The 17,911-nt window shown below is 59.4% G+C and carries 19 protein-coding genes; 11 read left to right on the top strand and 8 right to left on the bottom strand.

All coding sequences use genetic code 11. The features are described 5' to 3' along the window. Positions 1-84: 84 nt before the first annotated feature. Both IG616_RS01040 and IG616_RS01035 read right to left on the bottom strand, forming a co-directional pair. Positions 85-513, bottom strand: a complete 429-nt coding sequence (locus IG616_RS01040; protein WP_192145582.1) for a hypothetical protein — start codon at positions 511-513, stop codon at positions 85-87. A gap of 231 nt (positions 514-744) precedes the next feature. Then, a complete protein-coding gene (locus IG616_RS01035) occupies positions 745-1,677 on the bottom strand; it encodes an SDR family NAD(P)-dependent oxidoreductase (protein ID WP_192145580.1) in 933 nt (310 codons plus the stop codon). Between the two features lie 120 nt (positions 1,678-1,797). Here IG616_RS01035 and IG616_RS01030 point away from each other — a divergent pair, with 120 nt between their 5' ends. Further along, positions 1,798-2,232 (top strand): DUF1489 family protein, encoded by a 435-nt coding sequence (locus tag IG616_RS01030; RefSeq protein ID WP_192145578.1) that lies wholly within the window; start codon positions 1,798-1,800, stop codon positions 2,230-2,232. A gap of 12 nt (positions 2,233-2,244) precedes the next feature. Here IG616_RS01030 and IG616_RS01025 read toward each other — a convergent pair whose 3' ends face one another. Further along, positions 2,245-2,844 carry a TetR/AcrR family transcriptional regulator gene (locus IG616_RS01025; protein WP_192145576.1) on the bottom strand — a complete coding sequence of 200 codons (600 nt, stop codon included), beginning with the start codon at positions 2,842-2,844 and terminating at the stop codon, positions 2,245-2,247. A 222-nt stretch (positions 2,845-3,066) separates the two neighbouring features. Here IG616_RS01025 and IG616_RS01020 point away from each other — a divergent pair, with 222 nt between their 5' ends. The 3 genes from IG616_RS01020 to IG616_RS01010 all read left to right on the top strand — a co-directional run bounded on the left by IG616_RS01020 (position 3,067) and on the right by IG616_RS01010 (position 5,245). Continuing rightward, complete coding sequence (locus IG616_RS01020; RefSeq protein ID WP_209007213.1) at positions 3,067-3,702, top strand: DUF2306 domain-containing protein; 636 nt, start codon at positions 3,067-3,069, stop codon at positions 3,700-3,702. 99 nt (positions 3,703-3,801) lie between these two features. Beyond that, a complete protein-coding gene (locus IG616_RS01015; protein ID WP_192145574.1) occupies positions 3,802-4,527 on the top strand; it encodes a vWA domain-containing protein in 726 nt (241 codons plus the stop codon). Positions 4,528-4,531: 4 nt separating this feature from the next. Next, positions 4,532-5,245: a DnaJ domain-containing protein gene (locus tag IG616_RS01010; protein ID WP_192145572.1), complete on the top strand. Its 714-nt coding sequence runs from the start codon at positions 4,532-4,534 to the stop codon at positions 5,243-5,245. 16 nt (positions 5,246-5,261) lie between these two features. On the opposite strand, the gene IG616_RS01005 is transcribed toward IG616_RS01010, so the two are convergent. Beyond that, entirely contained in the window at positions 5,262-6,830 is a 1,569-nt protein-coding gene (locus IG616_RS01005; RefSeq protein ID WP_192146627.1) for a D-alanyl-D-alanine carboxypeptidase, read from the bottom strand. Between the two features lie 566 nt (positions 6,831-7,396). Between IG616_RS01005 and IG616_RS01000 the strand changes: the two genes are divergently transcribed. The 6 genes from IG616_RS01000 (at position 7,397) to IG616_RS00975 (ending at position 13,213) form a co-directional block, all read left to right on the top strand. Next, the gene (locus tag IG616_RS01000; RefSeq protein WP_192145570.1) at positions 7,397-7,729 is read left to right on the top strand and encodes a phasin family protein; all 333 of its coding nucleotides are present in this window, start codon (positions 7,397-7,399) and stop codon (positions 7,727-7,729) included. Positions 7,730-8,305: 576 nt separating this feature from the next. Beyond that, complete coding sequence (clpS, locus tag IG616_RS00995; protein ID WP_425504131.1) at positions 8,306-8,650, top strand: ATP-dependent Clp protease adapter ClpS; 345 nt, start codon at positions 8,306-8,308, stop codon at positions 8,648-8,650. A gap of 12 nt (positions 8,651-8,662) precedes the next feature. After that, the gene (gene clpA / locus IG616_RS00990; RefSeq protein WP_192145568.1) at positions 8,663-11,110 is read left to right on the top strand and encodes an ATP-dependent Clp protease ATP-binding subunit ClpA; all 2,448 of its coding nucleotides are present in this window, start codon (positions 8,663-8,665) and stop codon (positions 11,108-11,110) included. Between the two features lie 164 nt (positions 11,111-11,274). Further along, the gene (locus IG616_RS00985) at positions 11,275-11,979 is read left to right on the top strand and encodes an SDR family oxidoreductase (RefSeq protein WP_192145566.1); all 705 of its coding nucleotides are present in this window, start codon (positions 11,275-11,277) and stop codon (positions 11,977-11,979) included. Between the two features lie 134 nt (positions 11,980-12,113). After that, entirely contained in the window at positions 12,114-12,872 is a 759-nt protein-coding gene (locus IG616_RS00980; RefSeq protein WP_192145564.1) for an AzlC family ABC transporter permease, read from the top strand. Then, on the top strand, positions 12,869-13,213 hold the full coding sequence (locus tag IG616_RS00975) for an AzlD domain-containing protein (protein WP_192145562.1): 345 nt from the start codon (positions 12,869-12,871) through the stop codon (positions 13,211-13,213). The genes IG616_RS00980 and IG616_RS00975 overlap by 4 nt, the downstream gene beginning before the upstream one ends. On the opposite strand, the gene IG616_RS00970 is transcribed toward IG616_RS00975, so the two are convergent. Next, positions 13,118-14,197, bottom strand: coding sequence for a helix-turn-helix transcriptional regulator (locus IG616_RS00970; protein ID WP_192145560.1), 1,080 nt, complete (start codon positions 14,195-14,197; stop codon positions 13,118-13,120). The two genes, IG616_RS00975 and IG616_RS00970, sit on opposite strands and share 96 nt — an antisense overlap. Positions 14,198-14,297: 100 nt before the next feature. On the opposite strand from IG616_RS00970, the gene IG616_RS00965 reads away from it, so the two are divergent. After that, positions 14,298-14,948 carry a glutathione S-transferase family protein gene (locus IG616_RS00965; RefSeq protein WP_192145558.1) on the top strand — a complete coding sequence of 217 codons (651 nt, stop codon included), beginning with the start codon at positions 14,298-14,300 and terminating at the stop codon, positions 14,946-14,948. Between the two features lie 79 nt (positions 14,949-15,027). Here IG616_RS00965 and IG616_RS00960 read toward each other — a convergent pair whose 3' ends face one another. The 3 genes from IG616_RS00960 to IG616_RS00950 all read right to left on the bottom strand — a co-directional run bounded on the left by IG616_RS00960 (position 15,028) and on the right by IG616_RS00950 (position 17,891). Continuing rightward, positions 15,028-15,456: an HIT family protein gene (locus IG616_RS00960; RefSeq protein WP_192145556.1), complete on the bottom strand. Its 429-nt coding sequence runs from the start codon at positions 15,454-15,456 to the stop codon at positions 15,028-15,030. Between the two features lie 284 nt (positions 15,457-15,740). Then, positions 15,741-17,021: a GNAT family N-acetyltransferase gene (locus tag IG616_RS00955; RefSeq protein WP_192145553.1), complete on the bottom strand. Its 1,281-nt coding sequence runs from the start codon at positions 17,019-17,021 to the stop codon at positions 15,741-15,743. Positions 17,022-17,132: 111 nt separating this feature from the next. Next, positions 17,133-17,891, bottom strand: coding sequence for a glycerophosphodiester phosphodiesterase family protein (locus IG616_RS00950; RefSeq protein WP_192145551.1), 759 nt, complete (start codon positions 17,889-17,891; stop codon positions 17,133-17,135). Positions 17,892-17,911 lie beyond the last annotated feature (20 nt).

Below are 17,911 nucleotides of genomic sequence, written 5' to 3'. Positions count from 1 at the left end.
CCTTTTCTTTTGCCCTGTCGTCTGAACCGCCGGAAGCTTTGCCGTCAGGGCTTCACCATCGCTCATTTTGGGCGGCTGGAAAATTTACTGGAAAGACCGGCGGCGGGGCCCGGAGAGAAGATGGAACTCCATCTGCCTGACCAGAGTTGATGCTCCGGGAGTGCTGATCAGAAATCCAGTGAAGGAACTGTCGCTCAGCCGGAACATGACCATCTTCGCATGACCTGCACCGGGCCAGTCGATCGCAGCCCCCCAAGTTTCCACATCCGACAAGCTCGTTTTTTGGGAGAGAGACAGGATATCCTCCCGGTGAAGCAGAGTTGTGCCGGTAGCATTCCACTCCAGCCCCTCCAGCCCGGATGTGATGCGGTAGAGGGTCAGACGGGTTTCCCCGGTCGAGAGTGTCAGCTTCCCGCCATCGGAGGAGAGGGTCATAACAGAAACCCCAATGGCAGAGTCCTTGCTCAGAGGGGTCTTCGTACCATCGATTTCCCGGAAGCCGGCAGAGTTCACGACTTCAAAGCTGCCAAAAGAAACTTCTTGCGCGAGACCGTCTAGGGGTAGAAAAACCAGGCTGGAGAGAAGCAAAAGGCTTCTCAACAGAGATCGCAGGGCTGATCTTGTTCGCATCCGGTCACCGCAATAGCCTCGAAAGTCGAGAGGAAACGTTACGGAACAAAGCTTGCGAAAGCCTTTCGCGTCATGGATGGGATGGCGGTGTGTGGTTAAGGGAAAGGCAACTCGTCAGGCAGACTTGATGCTGGCGCTTTGAGACGGATGATCGAGGCCTGTCTCAATGACTTCGTCAATCAGGTCATCGACCGCCCGGGCGGACGGGTTCCAGCTTGCCAGAGAGGTCGCCCTTCGGGAACTCACCACCTGGGACAGTGCATAGCCGGACTCAAAATCGGTTTTGGGGTCTGTTCCCGGCTTGGGACGGATGGTTTCGAGCTCGAAGGTGCCGCCCAGCCGTGTCGCGATCCGGTGCCCCAGATCCTTGACCCGGACGCCGGGAATGGCTGCAGCGAGAAGTGCAAGACGGAAACTGCGGGCTTCCAGAACGGTTCCGTAGAGCTTTGCAAGGTCCTGAGCGCTCACCAGAGGCCAGATCGTTTCCGCATCCGCCCGGGTCCGGAACGGCTGACCACGCTGGACGGCCTTCACGATCTCCGCAACGGGGCCTTTATGCGGCGTGCAGACCAGGGCCGGATGAATGATCGCAACGCTCAGGTTGGGGCTGGTTTGCAGGGACCGGATCTGCTCCTTCATCCAGATAAACGCCGGCTGCGGCTCGAAGGAAACCGTTTCCGTCAACGGCCTCTTGTCCGTTGGCGGGTAGAGCCAGATGCCCCCGGTATAGATGACCCGCAGCGGGTGCTTGCGTGTCCGGGCTGCCATTTTCACCGCTTGCATCGCACGCCGGTCTATGACGGACATGTCCGGAGTGAAGGTCGCCGCAGTATGAATCACAGCATCACAAGCGATGGCCCGCTCGGTCCATCCCTTTGGCTCCGCCAAATCTCCCGGAAATGCGCTGAAACCTGGCCCGAGACGCCGCAGTTCGGACGCCGATTCTGGCGACCGCGTCAGGCCAATAACGTGGTGTCCGCGCTCCAGCAGATGCTGGACGAGCGCTCGTCCGATAGTGCCTGTCCCGCCTGTCACGAACACGTTCATGTTGAAAGTGAACCTGCTTCGCAGATTCCTTGCAAGCGGGCAGCTGTGCAAACTGTGTATAAAGGTCCTCTTGACCCGCGATTTGGTTGACCCGCCGGGGCAGATGACTAGGCAAAGACCATGACCTTGCATCTCGTGAAGCTTTGTGTCGGCGCTGACAGCGTCGAGAGCCTTCAGGCCTGGACCGATTTCCGGACCGAGCAACTGCGTCTGGCTGGTGAGCCGGTCGAGCTTACCCATACGACCCGCATGGTTCCGACCCGCAACGAAGAGCTGCTGGATGGCGGTTCGCTCTATTGGGTGATCAAGGGCCGGATTCAGGCGCGGCAGCGGCTGATCGATATCCGCCCCTTCACCGATGATGCCGGTGTGAAGCGCTGTGATCTGGTGCTTGAGCCACGGATCATCCTGACCCAGCATCAGCCGAAGCGGCCTTTTCAGGGCTGGCGCTATCTGAAGGCAAATGAAGCGCCGAAGGACATCCGTACCGGTACCGGCGGCGCTTCTTTGCCTGAGGAAATGCGGCGCGAACTGGCAGAGCTTGGCCTGATCTGATCGGGCCAGGCGCTAGCCGCGGGGGCAGAGGTCCAGGTGATCCAGCAGAAATTTATAGGCCGGCACTTTTCCGCCGGGCGAGGCTTTGCTGATCTTTCCCGTAATCATCAGCTGTGCGTAGCCGTGGACCAATGACCAGACCAGAATTTCAACGGTCTCAGGATCGCTGTCCGGCTTTACGAAGGGCGCGCAGGTGTCCCTGAGGATCTGATAGGCGCGTTCGGACATGGCTGACAGGTCCGGATCGGTCTGATCGAGCTCCTGACCCGAGAACATGAAGAGAAACAATTCTTTATGGGATTCGGCGAAGGCCAGATACCCTTCGCTGATTGCCAGGATCTGAGACTTTGGCGCGCTATCCGCCTTGGCCAGGAACTCCAGCATGAAGTCGCCGAACAGACGGAATGCGCGGGCTGCAATCGCCGTCTTCAGGCCTTTCAGATTACCGAAATGATAGCCGGGGGAGGCGTGAGAGACGCCCGCTATGGCTGCGCATTCCCTGAGGCTCATCCCGTCCGCGCCCCGGTCCCGAAGCAGAGCGACACCGGCATCAATGAGATCTTCGCGCAGGCGTCCGTCGCGCTTGCGGGTGGGTTTTGCTGAGTCCGTCATGGCGGCAGAAGGACATGAACCTGCAGGGCGGTCAAGCGAACCTGTCAGGTGAATCTGTCTGGCGAAGCGGCGGACTTTGCGAAAGGGCGGAATGTTTGAGAAGCCCGGCGGACAGGGGGGGGCTCTCTACTGCTCTCCTCATTGTGATCGGCCGGTCCCTCAGAAAACTTGACACTGTAAAGTTATTTCGTATCTTGACGGTGTCAAGTTATGGAGACTGCGATGACAACCGGAATTCGGATTTCCCCCTGGCTGGCCTGGACCGCAGGGATCTTTTGCGCCCTGGTTGCTGTGGCATCCTTCCGCTTCCTGCCTTTAGGCGTCGAGAAATCGATGCCGGTGATGGCACATCATCTGCCCGGAAATGCTTGGCTTCTCTACAGTCATATCGCTGTCGCCCCCATTGTTCTGGGCTTGTTGCCGTTTCATCTGAGCACAGGTCTGCGAAAGAGCCGGCCCGGTCTTCACAAGTGGCTGGGCCGGTTCTATGGCGCGGGCATTCTCGTGTCTGGCATTGCCTCGATTGACCTGGCGCTGACGACGACGGCAGGGCCGATCGCGCTTTCCGGCTTCCTGCTGCTTGCCCTTCTGTGGCTTTTGGCGACTTGTCTCGGCATCGCTGCGGGCATCCGCCGGGACATTGCAACCCACCGGCGCTGGATGCTGCGGTCGGCGGCGATGACCTTTGCTGCCGTAACCCTGCGGGTCTATCTGCCCCTGTCTCTCGCGGCAGGACTGCCGTTCGAGCTCGCCTATCCAGCCATTGCCTGGCTTTGCTGGGTTCCGAATCTTCTTGTGAACGAGTGGTATTTGCGGCGCGGCCATGCCCGCCCGAGGGCGCAGGTTCTTGCTGCCTGAGTGCCATGTCCGGTGTCTGCAGGCGCATGGGTGCTTGCCAAGCCCTTGCCGAAAGCCCAAGTCTTTCTGACGTATCGGTTGACCGTCAGGGAGATTCTCATGGGCACGCGTCCGCCTCTGGACGAACGAAAGCATCAGAACGTGGAGGTTAGCACATCCTCCGCGCCGGAAATTGATGCGTTTCTGAAGAAGGCCGCGGTCTTGTCCCCCGTAAGCGGGACGCAGGGACGTCTCGTTTTTGCTCTGGACGCCACCATGAGCCGCCAGCCCACCTGGGATGCCGCCTGCCATATCCAGAGTGAGATGTTTCAGGCTGTGGAAGGCGCTGGCGGACTGTCGATCAAGCTGGTCTATTTCCGCGGTTTCGATGAATGCCGCGCCTCCCGCTGGTTTTCAAATCCTGGTGATCTGGCCGGCGTGATGAGCCGCATCCGCTGTCAGGGAGGCCGGACCCAGATCCGCAAGGTGCTGTCGGCTGCGTTGAGCGCAAATGACGAAAGCCGGATCGCGGCGCTGGTCTATGTGGGCGACAGCATGGAAGAGGATGTCGACCTTCTGTGCCAGAGAGCCGGAGAACTGGGCCTGAAGGGTGTCCCCGTGTTTCTGTTCCAGGAGGGGAGGGATCCGGTAGCGGCTGAAGCATTCCGGGAAATCGCCCGCATCTCAGGCGGGGCCTATTGCGCCTTCACCTCTGGCTCTGCCGCGGACCTTGCCAGCCTGTTGAAGGCCATTGCGGTTTATGCCTCGGGTGGCAAATCCGCGCTGGCCCAACTGGAAGCTCAAGGCGATGGCGGTGCCCGTCTGCTGCTGCAACAAATGAAATAGGCTGATGGTGTATCTGATTATTGGTGCGCTGGTTCTGGCGCTCTTGCTTTATGGCGGGCAGCTTTTTGCCAACGCGAACCCTGCGGATCTTGCCCGGAGGATCAAGAAGAGCGGTGGTCTGCTGCTGCTCGGGCTGGCTGTGGTTCTGGCGGTCACGGGCCGGGTTGCCCTTGCCTTGCCAGCGGCGGCCTTTGGCTTGTCGCTGCTGGGTCTTGGGGGCATGGGAAGGCTTACCGGGAAGAGGGGGAGCCGGGCCAAGCCCTCGGCTGGCCAATCGTCACGGGCGCGCTCTGCCCTGGTCGAGATGGAGCTGGACCATGCCAGCGGAGCCATGAGGGGCAGGGTGCTTGCCGGAACCCTTTCGGGCAGGGCACTCGAGGGCCTGACGGTCCCCGAGCTTCAGCGCTTGTGGCAGGAAACGGCTGCCGATGGCCAGAGCCGCCAGTTAGTCGAAGCTTACCTCGACCGCCGGCTTTCCAGCTGGCGTGAAGACTTCCAGGCGGATCGAGCAGATCGGCATGGAGGCACGGCGGGCTCTGGCGCCATGACAGATGAGGAGGCCTACCAGATCCTGGGGCTTCCGCCCGACGCCGGGGACGCGGAAATTCGAGCGGCGCACCGCCGCCTCATGAAGCGCCTCCACCCGGATCAGGGTGGAACCGCTTTCCTGGCTGCTCAGATCAACGAGGCTAAGGACAGGCTTCTCGGAAGACATTGATGACACCCGTTACACGTTACTGGTAGATGGCATAGCAAGAGAACTTCGCACGCTTCAGGCTCTTGCAGGCCTGAAGAGCGGCAGTCTTTGTTTCGAAGCCGACAAAGCGGGCCCGGTAAAGGGTCTGGCCGTTGGCATTCACCGGCTCCGTATAGGGAGCCTTGCGGTGCAGATCCTTGCCGACTTTGGAGCGGGCCTTTTCAAGCATTTCCAGCGCGCCGCTTTCGCTTTCCGCAGCTGCAATCTGAACCTGCCAGCCCGGCTCCTGGTCCGGCGTGTCGTTGGTCGCAACCGTGTCCGTGGTGCTGTCCTCTGTCAGATCATGCTTGGACTGCGGAGCCGAGGGAACAACCGGTGCCAGCGAGGCGACCTGCATGGCTGCGGGAGCGGCTGCCGGCGTCGGGACAATGCCCTTCTTCAGAGGCTGGCCGTCGATGGAAACCACGTTGGCGTCGGCATATTGCTTCGGCACAGGCTGGACTTCCGTGGTCTGGCGTACTTCCTCGAAGACTGCAGACATGCGCGATTGAACCAGTTTCGGCGGAACCGGAATGCTGCCTGTCACAAGGGCAGCCGGATCCTCGTTCTGGCCGGGGAGGTCCGGCTTAGCGAGGGCCAGCACCATCGGAGCGCCATCGGCTTCAGCCACTTCCGGCTCATCCACCGGCTTGAGCGTGGGAACCGGAGCATTGGCAAGGGCCAGTGAAGGCGCTGAGCGGACCGGTGCGGAAGCCACAACAGAGGCTCTCATTGGACCGGTGGACGCCTTCGGAAGATATTCGTTGATCAGCTTGACCATCTGGGCATCACGGGCACGGCCTGTTGTTCCGCCAAGAACCACGGCGACAATGTAGCGGCCGTCGCGGTGAACGGAAGTCACCAGGTTGAAGCCTGACGCATTGGTGTAGCCGGTCTTGATCCCGTCAACGCCCTTCACGCGGCCCAGCAGCTTGTTGTGGTTGCCGTGCTTGCGTCCCTTGTAGGTGAAGGACCGGGTCTGGAAGAACGAGTAATATTTCGGGAACCGCTCCTGAATGGCGCGGCCGAGCGTTGCCATGTCCCGTGCCGTGGTCCGCTGGCGGCTGTCCGGCAGGCCATGCGGGTTGCGGAAAGTCGTCTTGGACATTCCGAGCTGATGGGCGGTCCGGGTCATGCGTTCCGCGAAGCGGGCTTCGGATCCGCCAATGTTCTCGGCGATCACGGCAGCAGCATCATTCGCGGATTTGGTGACCAGACCGAGAATCGCGTCCTTCACCTTCAAGGTGGAGCCAGGCTTGAGACCAAGCTTCGTGGGCGGACGTGCGGATGCGTAGGCGGAGACCTTGAGGTCGGAGTTCAACGACAGACGGCCGGCTTCCAGCTCCTCGAACACGATATAGAGCGTCATGATCTTTGTCAGAGACGCAGGATACCGCAATTCATCGGCGGAGCTGGAATACAGCGTCTTGCCGGTCTTGGCATCAACGACGATGCCGGCATATTTGCTGTTTGCGGCGGCAGGAGCCACCGAGCCTACGATCAGACCTGCGACGGCGGCGGCCTTTGCCACCTGGCCGAAGATTCTGAATGTGCGAACCAGACGCATACGAAACACAGTTGCCAATCCCATTCTGGGGCATCAAAGGACAGTTTGGCGGGCCGGGCTTAATTGATCGTGTCAGTCACAAATCGACCGGTTGCCGCGCTTTGGTGATTACCAATCTGATAGAAACGCGGTTACGAATGTGTAAAGGGCGGTGGTTGTTTTCGTCAAAAAAATTAGCTGTGGATTAGTATTAATGGATCGTTAACAAGTAAAAATTCTATTAATCTATGTAATTATCAAATTTATTAAAATTTTATACGTATTGTATGGTTTACATGTGATTAATCTGTGCTGCCAATTAAAGCCAATTTCAGGTAAAAATTAAATTTTTAATCAAATCAATCTAGCTGAGGTCTGGCGTGCCCTATCGGCGGGAAACGCGAAGGGGTTTGCTAGGGGAGGGCTGGCATGTCTTATATTGCACTGCAAAAATTCATTGACAGAAATTGTGCAGCGCATAAGATACGTCCCGTAAGGTTAGGCAACGGTGTGACCTGGGACGTGCAGGCTCTTCTGATTAGGGCGCAGCAGAGCACAGGCGCTTGGTTTGATGAAAGGGCTAGGAAATGCTGAACAATTTCGAAGATCTGCAGAAGCTGAGCAAAGAAAACATGGATGTCGCCATGGAGTCTTTCGGGACCATGTCCAAGGGCTTCCAGGCGATCGCTGCTGAAGTCGCGGACTTCCAGAAGAAGTCCTTCGAGGGCGGCTCCGCTGCCATTGAAAAGGTTGTGTCCTCCAAGTCGATCGACAAGGCTTTTGAAGCGCAGGCCGACTATTTCAAGTCTGCCTACGAAGGTCTGGTCGGTGAAATGACCAAGCTTGGCGAAATGTACACCGAGCTGTCCAAAGACGCTTACAAGCCTTACGAAGGCATCATGTCCAAGATGGGCAAGTAAGATCTGGCTGCGCTCCGGCGCGCTGATCGAGACATTTCAAAAGACCCGGCTCTGTCCGGGTCTCAGACTGCTGACAAACCTCTGAAGCCTATCGAAGAGGTTCAGATTCACGGAACGTCACAGATTCAAATCGTGAACATATCGGAATCAAAACCCCTCGATTCTGGCTGCCGCCAAAAACCGAGGGGTTTGTAATCAATCTGAAGACCCGGCTCTGTCCGGGTCTTTTCTTTTATGCGGACCAAAGGTCCTGCAAACCGCCTATCGTCCTTGAATTTCGCCCGGAATACTTTGCGCCACCCGTGCGCCACTCTGCCCCGCTGGCAAAGAATGAGTAGCGAGGGGGGCTTTTATCCGGGCAAACGGCACCTACATTCCTCAATGTTACAAGGGCAAAGCCTTCCGCTCACGGTAAGGTTCTGTTCTGTTTCGGCCGGTCGCAGCGCGCAGTGGCGTCTTTGCTCCCTTGAAGATTCATGTCTGGCAGGCGTTCATTTCCGGGTGAAGCCCGGCCTGGGGTCTTTACTCGTTACGTTGCATTGATAGACTGACCTTGGTTGGTAATTTCGAGGATTCATGGGCAGAGAGATGGCAGGCGGGGCAGATTTTGAGGATGGCGGCGGTGACACCGGAACGGTTGTCGTCACCAGAACCAGAACTGTGGCCAAGCGTCCGAGCATGTACCGGGTGCTGCTCCTGAACGACGATTATACTCCGATGGAGTTCGTGATTCATGTCGTGGAAAGTTTCTTCCAGAAGAATAGGGAAGAGGCGACACGGATCATGCTTCATGTGCACCACCACGGTGTCGGCGAATGCGGGGTTTATTCCTACGAAGTCGCCGAAACGAAAGTGACGCAGGTCATGGATTTCGCCCGTAAGCACCAACATCCGTTGCAGTGCGTTATGGAGAAAAAGTGAGGGATAGCTAAAGTGCCGTCATTTTCCCGTAGCCTTGAAAAAGCCCTGCACCAGGCTCTGGCCTATGCCAACGAGCGGCAGCAGGAATACGCCACCCTCGAACACCTCCTGCTCGCTCTGCTGGACGATCAGGATGCCGCTGCAGTCATGCGGGCCTGTAACGTTGATATGGATGCCATCCGGCGCAGCCTTGTCGACTATATAGAGACCGAACTTGAAAACCTGGTGACGGACGGCGACGAGGATTCCAAGCCGACCGCAGGGTTCCAGCGTGTCATCCAGCGTGCCGTGATTCATGTCCAGTCCTCGGGCCGGGAAGAAGTGACGGGTGCCAACGTGCTCGTTGCCATCTTTGCCGAGCGGGAAAGCCATGCGGCTTACTTCCTGCAGGATCAGGACATGACCCGTTATGACGCGGTCAACTACATCTCCCATGGCATCGCGAAGCGGCCCGGCATGTCCGAGGGCCGCCCGGTCGAAGGCGCTGAGGAAGAAGAGCAGGTCGAAACGGCCGCCAAGGAACCCAAGCCCAAGACCAAGACTGATGCTCTGGAAGCTTATTGCGTCAACCTCAACGAGAAGGCTGCCAAGGGCAAGATCGATCCGCTGATCGGCCGCGGCGGTGAAATTTCGCGCACCATCCAGATCCTCTGCCGCCGGTCCAAGAACAACCCGCTATTCGTGGGGGATCCGGGGGTCGGCAAGACGGCGATTGCCGAAGGGCTTGCCCACCGCATCGTTTCCGGCGATGTGCCTGAAGTCCTGCGCGACGCAACCATCTTCTCCCTCGACATGGGGGCGCTGCTCGCCGGGACCCGCTACCGCGGCGACTTCGAAGAGCGCCTGAAACAGGTCATGAAGGAGATCGAGGACTATCCCGGCGCGGTGATGTTTATCGACGAGATCCATACGGTGATCGGTGCAGGGGCAACCTCGGGCGGCGCCATGGATGCGTCTAACCTTCTGAAGCCGGCGCTGGCATCAGGTGCGATCCGCTGCATTGGCTCGACGACCTATAAGGAATACCGCCAGTTCTTCGAGAAGGACCGGGCGCTGGTGCGCCGCTTCCAGAAGATCGACGTGAACGAGCCGTCCGTTGAGGATGCCATCGCGATCCTGACCGGTTTGAAGCCTTACTTCGAGGACTTCCACAAGGTCCGCTATACCAACGACGCGATCAAGACCGCAGTCGAGCTGTCCGCCAAGTACATCGGCGACCGCAAGTTGCCGGACAAGGCGATTGACGTGCTGGATGAAACCGGCGCGAGCCAGATGCTGCTGCCCGAATCCCGCCGCCGCAAGACCATCGGCGTCAAGGAGATCGAGGCCACCATCGCGACCATGGCCCGCATTCCGCCCAAGAGCGTGTCGAAGGACGATGCGGAGGTTCTCTCCGGCCTTTCCGTCGATCTGAAGCGGGTGGTCTATGGTCAGGATCACGCCATCGAGACCCTGTCCTCGGCCATCAAGCTGGCCCGTGCGGGTCTGCGTGAACCGGACAAGCCGATCGGCAGCTACCTGTTCTCCGGCCCGACCGGCGTCGGCAAGACCGAGGTTGCCCGTCAGCTCGCTTCGTCACTCGGCGTGGAACTGATCCGCTTCGACATGTCCGAATATATGGAGCGGCACACGGTGTCCCGCCTGATCGGCGCGCCTCCGGGCTATGTCGGGTTCGACCAGGGCGGCCTTCTGACCGATGGCGTCGACCAGCATCCGCATTGCGTGCTGCTGCTCGACGAAATCGAGAAGGCGCATCCGGACCTGTTCAACATCCTGTTGCAGGTGATGGACCACGGCAAGCTGACCGATCACAACGGCAAGCAGGTCGATTTCCGCAATGTCATCCTGATCATGACCACCAACGCGGGTGCTGCCGACATGGCCAAGGCTCCGGTGGGCTTCAACCGCGCGCAGCGGGAAGGGGATGATGCGGAGGCGATCAACAAGCTGTTCACGCCGGAATTCCGCAACCGTCTCGATGCGGTCATTCCCTTCGGCAATCTGCCCAAGGAAGTCGTCTACAAGGTGGTGCAGAAGTTCGTCATGCAGCTTGAAGCTCAACTGGCAGACCGCGGCGTGACCTTCGAACTCACCGACGAGGCCACGGAATGGCTGGCCGATAAAGGCTATGACAGCCAGATGGGTGCCCGTCCTCTTGGCCGGGTCATTCAGGAGCATATCAAGCGGCCCCTGGCCGACGAGGTGCTCTTCGGCAAGTTGCAAAAGGGCGGCACGGTCAAGGTGTCCGTCTCCGAAGACCACGCAGGACTGCTTCTGGAAACGGTCGAGGAGCGCAAGCCCTCCGCACCGCCGAAGGCTGCTGCCTCCAAGGCCAAGCCGAAGCGAAAGCGTAAGCCCGCTTCTGCGAAGCCCGCGGAAACCAAGGCTGAACCAAAGTCCGAAGGCAAAAGCAGCGGGCCGAAGAAAAGCCTCGTCCCCAAGGTTCCTCTGACGAGCTGAGTTTTCAGCCGGCCGGAAATTATGCGGGCGCCCATCGGGCGCCCGTTTTTGTTTCTGCCGGTCTTCTTTTCCCAAAGCCACTATGAACGGCTTGCCAGTCCATGTTTGCGCCCTGCTGCCGGAGCGGCTAGGCATGAGTTTCCTGAAAATTCGAGGACTTGAATATGGCTGAGACACGGGTTGCCCTGATTACCGCGGGCGGCAGTGGTATGGGTGCGGATGCGGCGCGGCAGCTTGCCAAGGACGGATTCACCGTCGGCATCCTGTCTTCATCCGGCAAAGGCGAGGCGCTCGCGAATGAGCTGGGCGGATATGGCTTTACCGGCTCCAACCTGGATCCGGCCGCCTTGGAGGCCTTTGTGCAAGGGTCGATGGAACGGTTCGGCCGGATTGATGTTCTGGTGAATTCCGCAGGCCATGGTCCCAAGGGGGATCTGCTGGAAATCCCTGATGAGGATTGGCACAAGGGTATGGAATATTACCTGATGAACGTCATCAGACCTGTCCGGCTTGTTGCCCCCATCATGGTGAAGCAGGGCGGCGGAACGATCCTCAACATCTCCACCTTCGCGGCTTTCGAGCCGGATCCTCTGTTTCCGACCTCCGGTGTGTTCCGTGCGGGGCTGGCCAGCTTTACAAAGCTGTTTGCAGACCGGTATGCCGCTGACAATGTGCGGATGAACAACATACTGCCCGGCTTTATCGACAGCTTGCCGGAAAAGGAAGACCGCCGGAGCCGCATCCCGATGGGGCGCTATGGCCATGCGGAAGAAGTGTCTGGATTGATTTCCTATCTGGCATCCACGAAGGCGGCCTATGTGACCGGACAGAACATCCGTATCGATGGCGGGTTGACCCGGTCGGTCTGAACAAGTCATTCCGGCGCAGTTGGCCGTCCCGTTTGACAAATCTCCCGGACAGGCAAATATAAGGGGCCCTTCCTAATTTGCCTGTCCGGGAGCTGCCTGGCCAGGCGCAGAAAAGCCGAGCTGAAGCCTGCCGGATGTCCCAGCCGCAAACTCCTGCCGTTTCCAGTCCAGAAGATCCGGACCTGCCTGGGCGTGTCTGGTTCTTCCGGGGTGCCAGAGCTGCCATTTCCATTCCCGCGCTGATCCTGACCGCCGCTTTTGTCGGCTATGCCGGGCTGGCACGGGAGAGCGGGTTGAGCCTGACGGAAACGCTGCTTCTGACCGGTCTGGTCTGGGCGCTTCCCTCGATCGTTGTTCTAACCGGGGCCATCTCCAGCGGTATGGGCATTGTTCCCGCAGCGATTGCCGTGGCACTGGCCTCTGTCCGTCTGATGCCCATGACCATGGCGCTCATTCCTCTGGTGAAGGTCGAGGGCAAGACACGGCGCTGGCAGCTGCTTTATATCTCGCATTTCATTGCGGTGACCGCCTGGGTTCATGCCATGCGCAACCTGCCCGATCTGCCAAGGGAAGGGCGCTTGCCTTTCTTCGCCGGGTTTGGAACCGCCCTGACCAGCTTCGTCTTCTGCATGACCGGCGTGGCCTATCTTGTGGTCGAGCGCATGCCGCCCATGGTGGCCGGCGCGCTGGTGCTGCTGACCCCGGTTTATTTTATCTGTTCGCTGTGGAGCGCAGCACGGCTGGCCGCGGACAAGGCAGCGCTGCTGATCGGTCTGGTTCTCGGGCCGTTTTTCTATCTTCTGACGCCCGGACTTGACCTTCTTTGGACCGGGCTGGTGGGCGGAACCCTTGCCTATCTGATCACCCGTTACATGCGCAGGGGGCTGCTATGACCGACGCCTGGTGGTGGCCCTATGTCATGATCATCGTTGCGGGATGGATCGCGACGGATATGTGGCGCTGGCTCGGCGTTCTGGCCGGAGGCGGCCTGCGCGAAGACAGCGAGCTCTTGATCTGGGTGCGCTCCGTCGCCACTGCGCTGGTCGCAGGAGTGATTGCCAAGCTGATCCTGTTTCCGAGCGGTGTTTTGGCCGAGACGCCTATGTGGCTGCGGATTTTCGCGGCGGCCTGCGGGTTCTCAGCCTTTCTTGCCGCACGCCAGAAAGTGATCATCGGGGTTTTGACCGGTGAGGCGGTTCTGATCGTGGGATGGCTTCTGCTCGGTGGCGTCTGAGACGGTAAAGCCTTCCGGATCTCCAAGGTAGCGTGCGGCAAGAGAGCGGGCCGTGTCTGCCATCGCTGCGCGCAGGTCCGGCGGATCCAGAACCTCCACCTCAGCCCCAAACCTGAGCAGATCGACGCAAGCCTGGCGCACCGAGCCGGTGGGGATCTCTACCCTGATCCAGCCGTCTGAGTCCACGTCTTCAGAGAATTTGGCCTTTGCGCAAATATAGGGTGAAAGCAGGGCTTCAAACATCTTCCGGCCCCAGGGAGACAGGCGAAGTGTGGCTTTGTAGGGATGGAGTTCTTCGTCGAGCCGGCGTGTCGTTTCCTGCCAGTAAGCAGCGAGGTCAAATGCTTCTGGCCGCTCGAAAGTATGGTCACTGGCCTTGAAGTCGAGAATCCTGGAGATGCGGTAGGTTCGCGGGTCACCGCCTGCGCTGCCCACCAGATACCAGGCGCCGCTTTTCAGCACGATGCCGAGGGGAGACAGGCGGCGCTGTTTTTCAGCGGTCCAGCTGCGGTAGAGGATGTCTATCTGGCGCTGGTTCCAGACCGCGTCCGCGATCTCGGGCAGAAAATCGGGCTGTTCGGATTCTGCAAACCAGGCGGGTATGTCGAGATGAAACCGGTTCTGCATCTGAGCCGCGCCGTCGCGAAGACCTGCGGGCAAGGCGGTCAGCAGCTTGGCCTTGGCGCCATTCATCACGGCTCCGAGGCCAAGGTCGGCGGCAGGGCCGGGCAGGGCCGCCAGAAACAGAGCATCGGCTTCGCGGGCGGACAAGCCGTTCAGGCGTGTCTTGTAGCCATCCAGCAGTCTGTAGCCGCCGTCCGAGCCTCTTTCGCTGTAGACGGGTATGCCTGCGCTGCTCAGCGCATCAATGTCGCGGTAGATGGTGCGAAGGGAAACCTCGCACTCATCCGCCAGTTCCTGGGCGGTGACGTGCCCCCGTGCCTGCAGGGTCAATAGGATGGATAAAAGACGGCTTGCTCGCATGAAAAAAGTCTAACCCAACCTGACAGAAGTTGGCAGGTAGGGGGCGTTATTCAGGTCCCCGTGCCTGCCGCCGGCAGGGCCGCATTGGAGACTTTTCGTCATGCAAGACAAAATCACGTTCTACTATTCACCTCAGACCCGGGCCCGCAGCGTTGCGAGCCTGCTGGACGAGCTGAATGCACCCCATGATCTGCACGTGTTGAACATGAAGGCAGGGGAGAACCGGCAACCCGCGTTCATGGCAATCAATCCGCTTGGCAAGGTCCCGGCGATCCGCCATGGCGATGCTGTCGTGACAGAGCAGGTGGCAATCCACATCTACCTGGGAGACCTTTTTTCAGAGGCTGGGCTGACCCCGGCACTCACGGATCCGCTGCGTGGGCCTTATCTGCGCTGGATGGCTTATTATGCGGCCTGTTTCGAGCCTGCGCTCGTCGATGCCTATATGAAGCGGGAGCCGGCGCCAGAGGTGACGTCCCCTTATGGCACCTATGATCAGGTGATGGAGATCATCCGGCAGCAGCTTTCCAAGGGAGACTATCTCCTGGGTGATCAGTTCACCGTGGCGGATGTTCTGTGGGGCACCGGGATCTGGTGGACCCTGCAGTTTGGCCTCATTCCCAAGTTTCCCGAATTTGAAGCTTATGCGGCGCGTGTGAGAAAGCGGCCGAGTTTCACGCGGGCAGCTGCAATGGATGCCGCTCTAGGCGCTGAACATGAGGTGGCTGCCGCCTCGGCCCCAAAAGGCTGAATGCGAAGACGCCCCGGAAGCTTCTGTCCGGGGCGGCCTGAACTTTCTCTTACAAAAGCGCGTTTTGTTCGACGGGCAATCAGGCGAGCGCGGCGCGAATCTTGCCGGCGTTTTCGGCCAGCACTTCATTTGGCGCCATTTCGCCGGTGTGCGGGCGCAGCGGCACGCCCTCGAAGCGCGGGATCACGTGGACATGGGTGTGGAACACAACCTGTCCGCCAGCCGGTTCGGAGAACTGCTGGATGGTCGTTCCGTCCGCGCCGAAGGCCTTGATAACCGTTCGGGCTATTTTCTGAACAACGGTCATGACAGCTGTCAGATCCTCCGGCGCAATGTCGAGGATGTTGCGCGACGGAGCCTTCGGGATGACCAGCACATGGCCGTCGCCCCGAGGCATGATGTCCATGATCACGACGGTCTTCTCATCTTCGTAGACCTTGTGGCTCGGGATTTCACCGCGCAGAATTTTGGCAAAGATGTTTTGGTCGTCGTAGTCATTCGCAGGCATTTATGTACCTCTTTCGGGCTGAGCTTCCAGGCTGGACGGCTTGGCGAAGAGTTTTGCTGCCAAGATCAGTTTCCGTCAAGAAAGCAATGGCTTGTAAGGGCTTGAGAAGGGGAATCAACGTCTTCAAGTCCTGGATCAAGCGGCTCTCCGAATGATTCAGGTGACGATTTTTCTCGGTCAAACCGCAGACTTGAGATGGACTGGGATGAGAGCGTTCTGCTTAAATAATAAGGCGAAACAATGGCTTGGGTGTCTGGCCTGAGAAATTGATTCTGCCCGTCGAGTTAGTTTTGCCGGAAGGGGGCGTGCTCCGTCAGGATTTCCGCCTCCTGCGCAATGGCGGCACGCTCACGTTCAAGATAGTCCGCGACGGCGTCCCTCAGCCCCTCGTGGGCGATCCAATGCGCTGAACGGGTGAGGGAGGGCAGGTAGCCGCGGGCGAGTTTATGTTCGCCCTGCGCTCCGGCTTCGACCCGCTTCAGCTTGTGCGCAATGGCAAACTCGATGGCCTGATAGTAGCAGACCTCGAAATGCAGAAAGGGGTGGTGCTCCGTGCAGCCCCAGTTGCGGCCGAACAGGGTATCTGAGCCGATCAGGTTGAGGGCGCCGGCAATATAGTGGCCATTCCGCTTGGCCATGATGAGCAGGATCCGGTCTGCCAGTCTCTCGCCGATCAGGGAGAAGAATTTGCGGTTCAGGTAGGGCCGGCCCCATTTGCGTGAACCTGTGTCCATATAGAAGGTATGAAAGGCGTCCCAATGGGCTTCGGTCAGATCACTTCCCGTCACCCATTCGATCTCGATGCCCGCCGACAGGGCTTCACGGCGCTCCTTCTTCACGGACTTGCGCTTGCGGGAATTCAGCTCGCTAAGGAAATGATCGAAGTTTTCGTAGCTGCGGTTCTCGAAATGAAACTGCTGATCCGTGCGCTGCAGGTAGCCGAGTTCGCCAAGTGTGACCCATTCCGGCTCTGTCATGAAGGTGGCATGCACGGAAGACGCGCCACTGCGCCTTGCGACCTCGACCAGGCCGGAGGCGAGGGCGGTCATGCCTGACGTCTGGTCGATGCTCGGCGCGAGCAGAAAGCGCCTGCCAGTTGCCGGGGTGAATGGGACGCTGACCTGAAGCTTGGGGTAATAGTCGCCGCCCGCCCGCTCGAAGGCGTCCGCCCAGCCGTGGTCAAAGACATATTCACCCTGGCTGTGGGTCTTCAGATAGGCGGGAACCGCGCCAAGAACCGCGCCGCTGCCATCTTCCAGAACCAGGTGCCGTGGCAGCCAGCCTGTGCGCGCAGCAGCGCAGCCTGCCTCTTCCAGGGAAGACAAAAAGGCGTGTGAAAGAAATGGGTTATAGCCTGGAACCTGATAAGGCGATTCATCTGCTTGCGAGATTGATTCAACAAGGCTCAACTGGTCCAGAAGGTCCCGGTCCGGCGCAAGGCGCCCGTTTCCGTCCATCAGCCAGCCCGGATTGGCCACGCTGTCCCAGACCCTGGCGGATATATCCGTCATGGAGGACAGGACGCGCAAAGTGGCAGGAGCATCCTGAGCGGTGTGATCGGTCATTGGGCTAACGGTCGAGGTGTGCGGCAGACATGTGTAAAGTGTAGTGCGGCATTGCAGCATCGCAAGGGGGCTTGCTGCAATGGCTCTTCACTTCTGATGTCTTTTCCCGGGTCAGGCGTCCGGGTCGAAGCCTTCGAACACCATCTGGTCGGCATAGCGGCTTGCCCGTTCCCGCTGTTCCGGTGTGCGTACGGTCCAGGTCATCATCGGCAGACCGAGGGTCTTGCGCCAGAAACTGGGGCCAGGAGCGGGAAGATCGTTGACGCAGTAGGAGATGAAGTGCGGACGGGTGCGCGGCACATGCAGGAGGTGGCGCAGAATGAAACGGTCCATGCGGCTGTGACGGGCGTAATCCTGCTTGTTGCGGGCGGCATCGGCGACGATGCCCCGCAACACGTTCGGATTATGCGCCCTTGCGACGGAGAGCATGTCCGGATCGAAGGACTTGATGCAGGCCGGGCCGGAGTAGCGGGCGACGTGATCCACCACGTTGCGGACAAAATCCGCCTGAGCCCCCGGCACGATCCGGGACTTGATCTCAATGACAAGCGGAATGCGGCCCTGAACCAGATCCAGAAGGTCCTGCAGCAGCCAAAGCTTGTCGGTCCCGGTTTTCATGTGCAGTTTCACCAGATCGGCGGACTGCTGGCTGATGACTGAACCCGTTCCCTCCACCAGACGTTCCAGCGTGTAGTCGTGATGGACGAGCGCCTGCCCGTCGGCTGTTTCCTGAACATCGACTTCTACGCCAAAGCCGCGCTCCATGGCGGCAGAGACGGCGGAAGGGGTGTTCTCGATCCGGCCTTCCGAGGCTTTGTGATAGCCGCGGTGCGCGACGGGGCGGGCAAGAATGGAAGACATTTCAGACATGTCGGAACCCTGGTGGGACA

This window comes from Roseibium litorale, from assembly GCF_014842915.1.
Lineage (GTDB): Bacteria > Pseudomonadota > Alphaproteobacteria > Rhizobiales > Stappiaceae > Roseibium > Roseibium litorale.
This window is presented reverse-complemented; position numbering and strand designations above follow the sequence as displayed.

Bases quoted from the DNA above. Each gene is read 5' to 3' on its own strand.
- IG616_RS01000 (WP_192145570.1), top strand. From the start codon at position 7,397: ATGCTGAACAATTTCGAAGATCTGCAGAAGCTGAGCAAAGAAAACATG.
- IG616_RS00950 (WP_192145551.1), bottom strand. From the start codon at position 17,891: ATGTCTGAAATGTCTTCCATTCTTGCCCGCCCCGTCGCGCACCGCGGC.
- IG616_RS00955 (WP_192145553.1), bottom strand. From the start codon at position 17,021: ATGACCGATCACACCGCTCAGGATGCTCCTGCCACTTTGCGCGTCCTG.
- IG616_RS01020 (WP_209007213.1), top strand. From the start codon at position 3,067: ATGACAACCGGAATTCGGATTTCCCCCTGGCTGGCCTGGACCGCAGGG.
- IG616_RS01025 (WP_192145576.1), bottom strand. From the start codon at position 2,844: ATGACGGACTCAGCAAAACCCACCCGCAAGCGCGACGGACGCCTGCGC.
- IG616_RS00985 (WP_192145566.1), top strand. From the start codon at position 11,275: ATGGCTGAGACACGGGTTGCCCTGATTACCGCGGGCGGCAGTGGTATG.
- IG616_RS00965 (WP_192145558.1), top strand. From the start codon at position 14,298: ATGCAAGACAAAATCACGTTCTACTATTCACCTCAGACCCGGGCCCGC.
- IG616_RS01030 (WP_192145578.1), top strand. From the start codon at position 1,798: ATGACCTTGCATCTCGTGAAGCTTTGTGTCGGCGCTGACAGCGTCGAG.
- IG616_RS00960 (WP_192145556.1), bottom strand. From the start codon at position 15,456: ATGCCTGCGAATGACTACGACGACCAAAACATCTTTGCCAAAATTCTG.
- IG616_RS01015 (WP_192145574.1), top strand. From the start codon at position 3,802: ATGGGCACGCGTCCGCCTCTGGACGAACGAAAGCATCAGAACGTGGAG.
- IG616_RS01010 (WP_192145572.1), top strand. From the start codon at position 4,532: ATGGTGTATCTGATTATTGGTGCGCTGGTTCTGGCGCTCTTGCTTTAT.
- IG616_RS00980 (WP_192145564.1), top strand. From the start codon at position 12,114: ATGTCCCAGCCGCAAACTCCTGCCGTTTCCAGTCCAGAAGATCCGGAC.
- IG616_RS00970 (WP_192145560.1), bottom strand. From the start codon at position 14,197: ATGCGAGCAAGCCGTCTTTTATCCATCCTATTGACCCTGCAGGCACGG.
- IG616_RS01035 (WP_192145580.1), bottom strand. From the start codon at position 1,677: ATGAACGTGTTCGTGACAGGCGGGACAGGCACTATCGGACGAGCGCTC.
- IG616_RS01005 (WP_192146627.1), bottom strand. From the start codon at position 6,830: ATGCGTCTGGTTCGCACATTCAGAATCTTCGGCCAGGTGGCAAAGGCC.
- clpS (WP_425504131.1), top strand. From the start codon at position 8,306: ATGGGCAGAGAGATGGCAGGCGGGGCAGATTTTGAGGATGGCGGCGGT.
- IG616_RS00975 (WP_192145562.1), top strand. From the start codon at position 12,869: ATGACCGACGCCTGGTGGTGGCCCTATGTCATGATCATCGTTGCGGGA.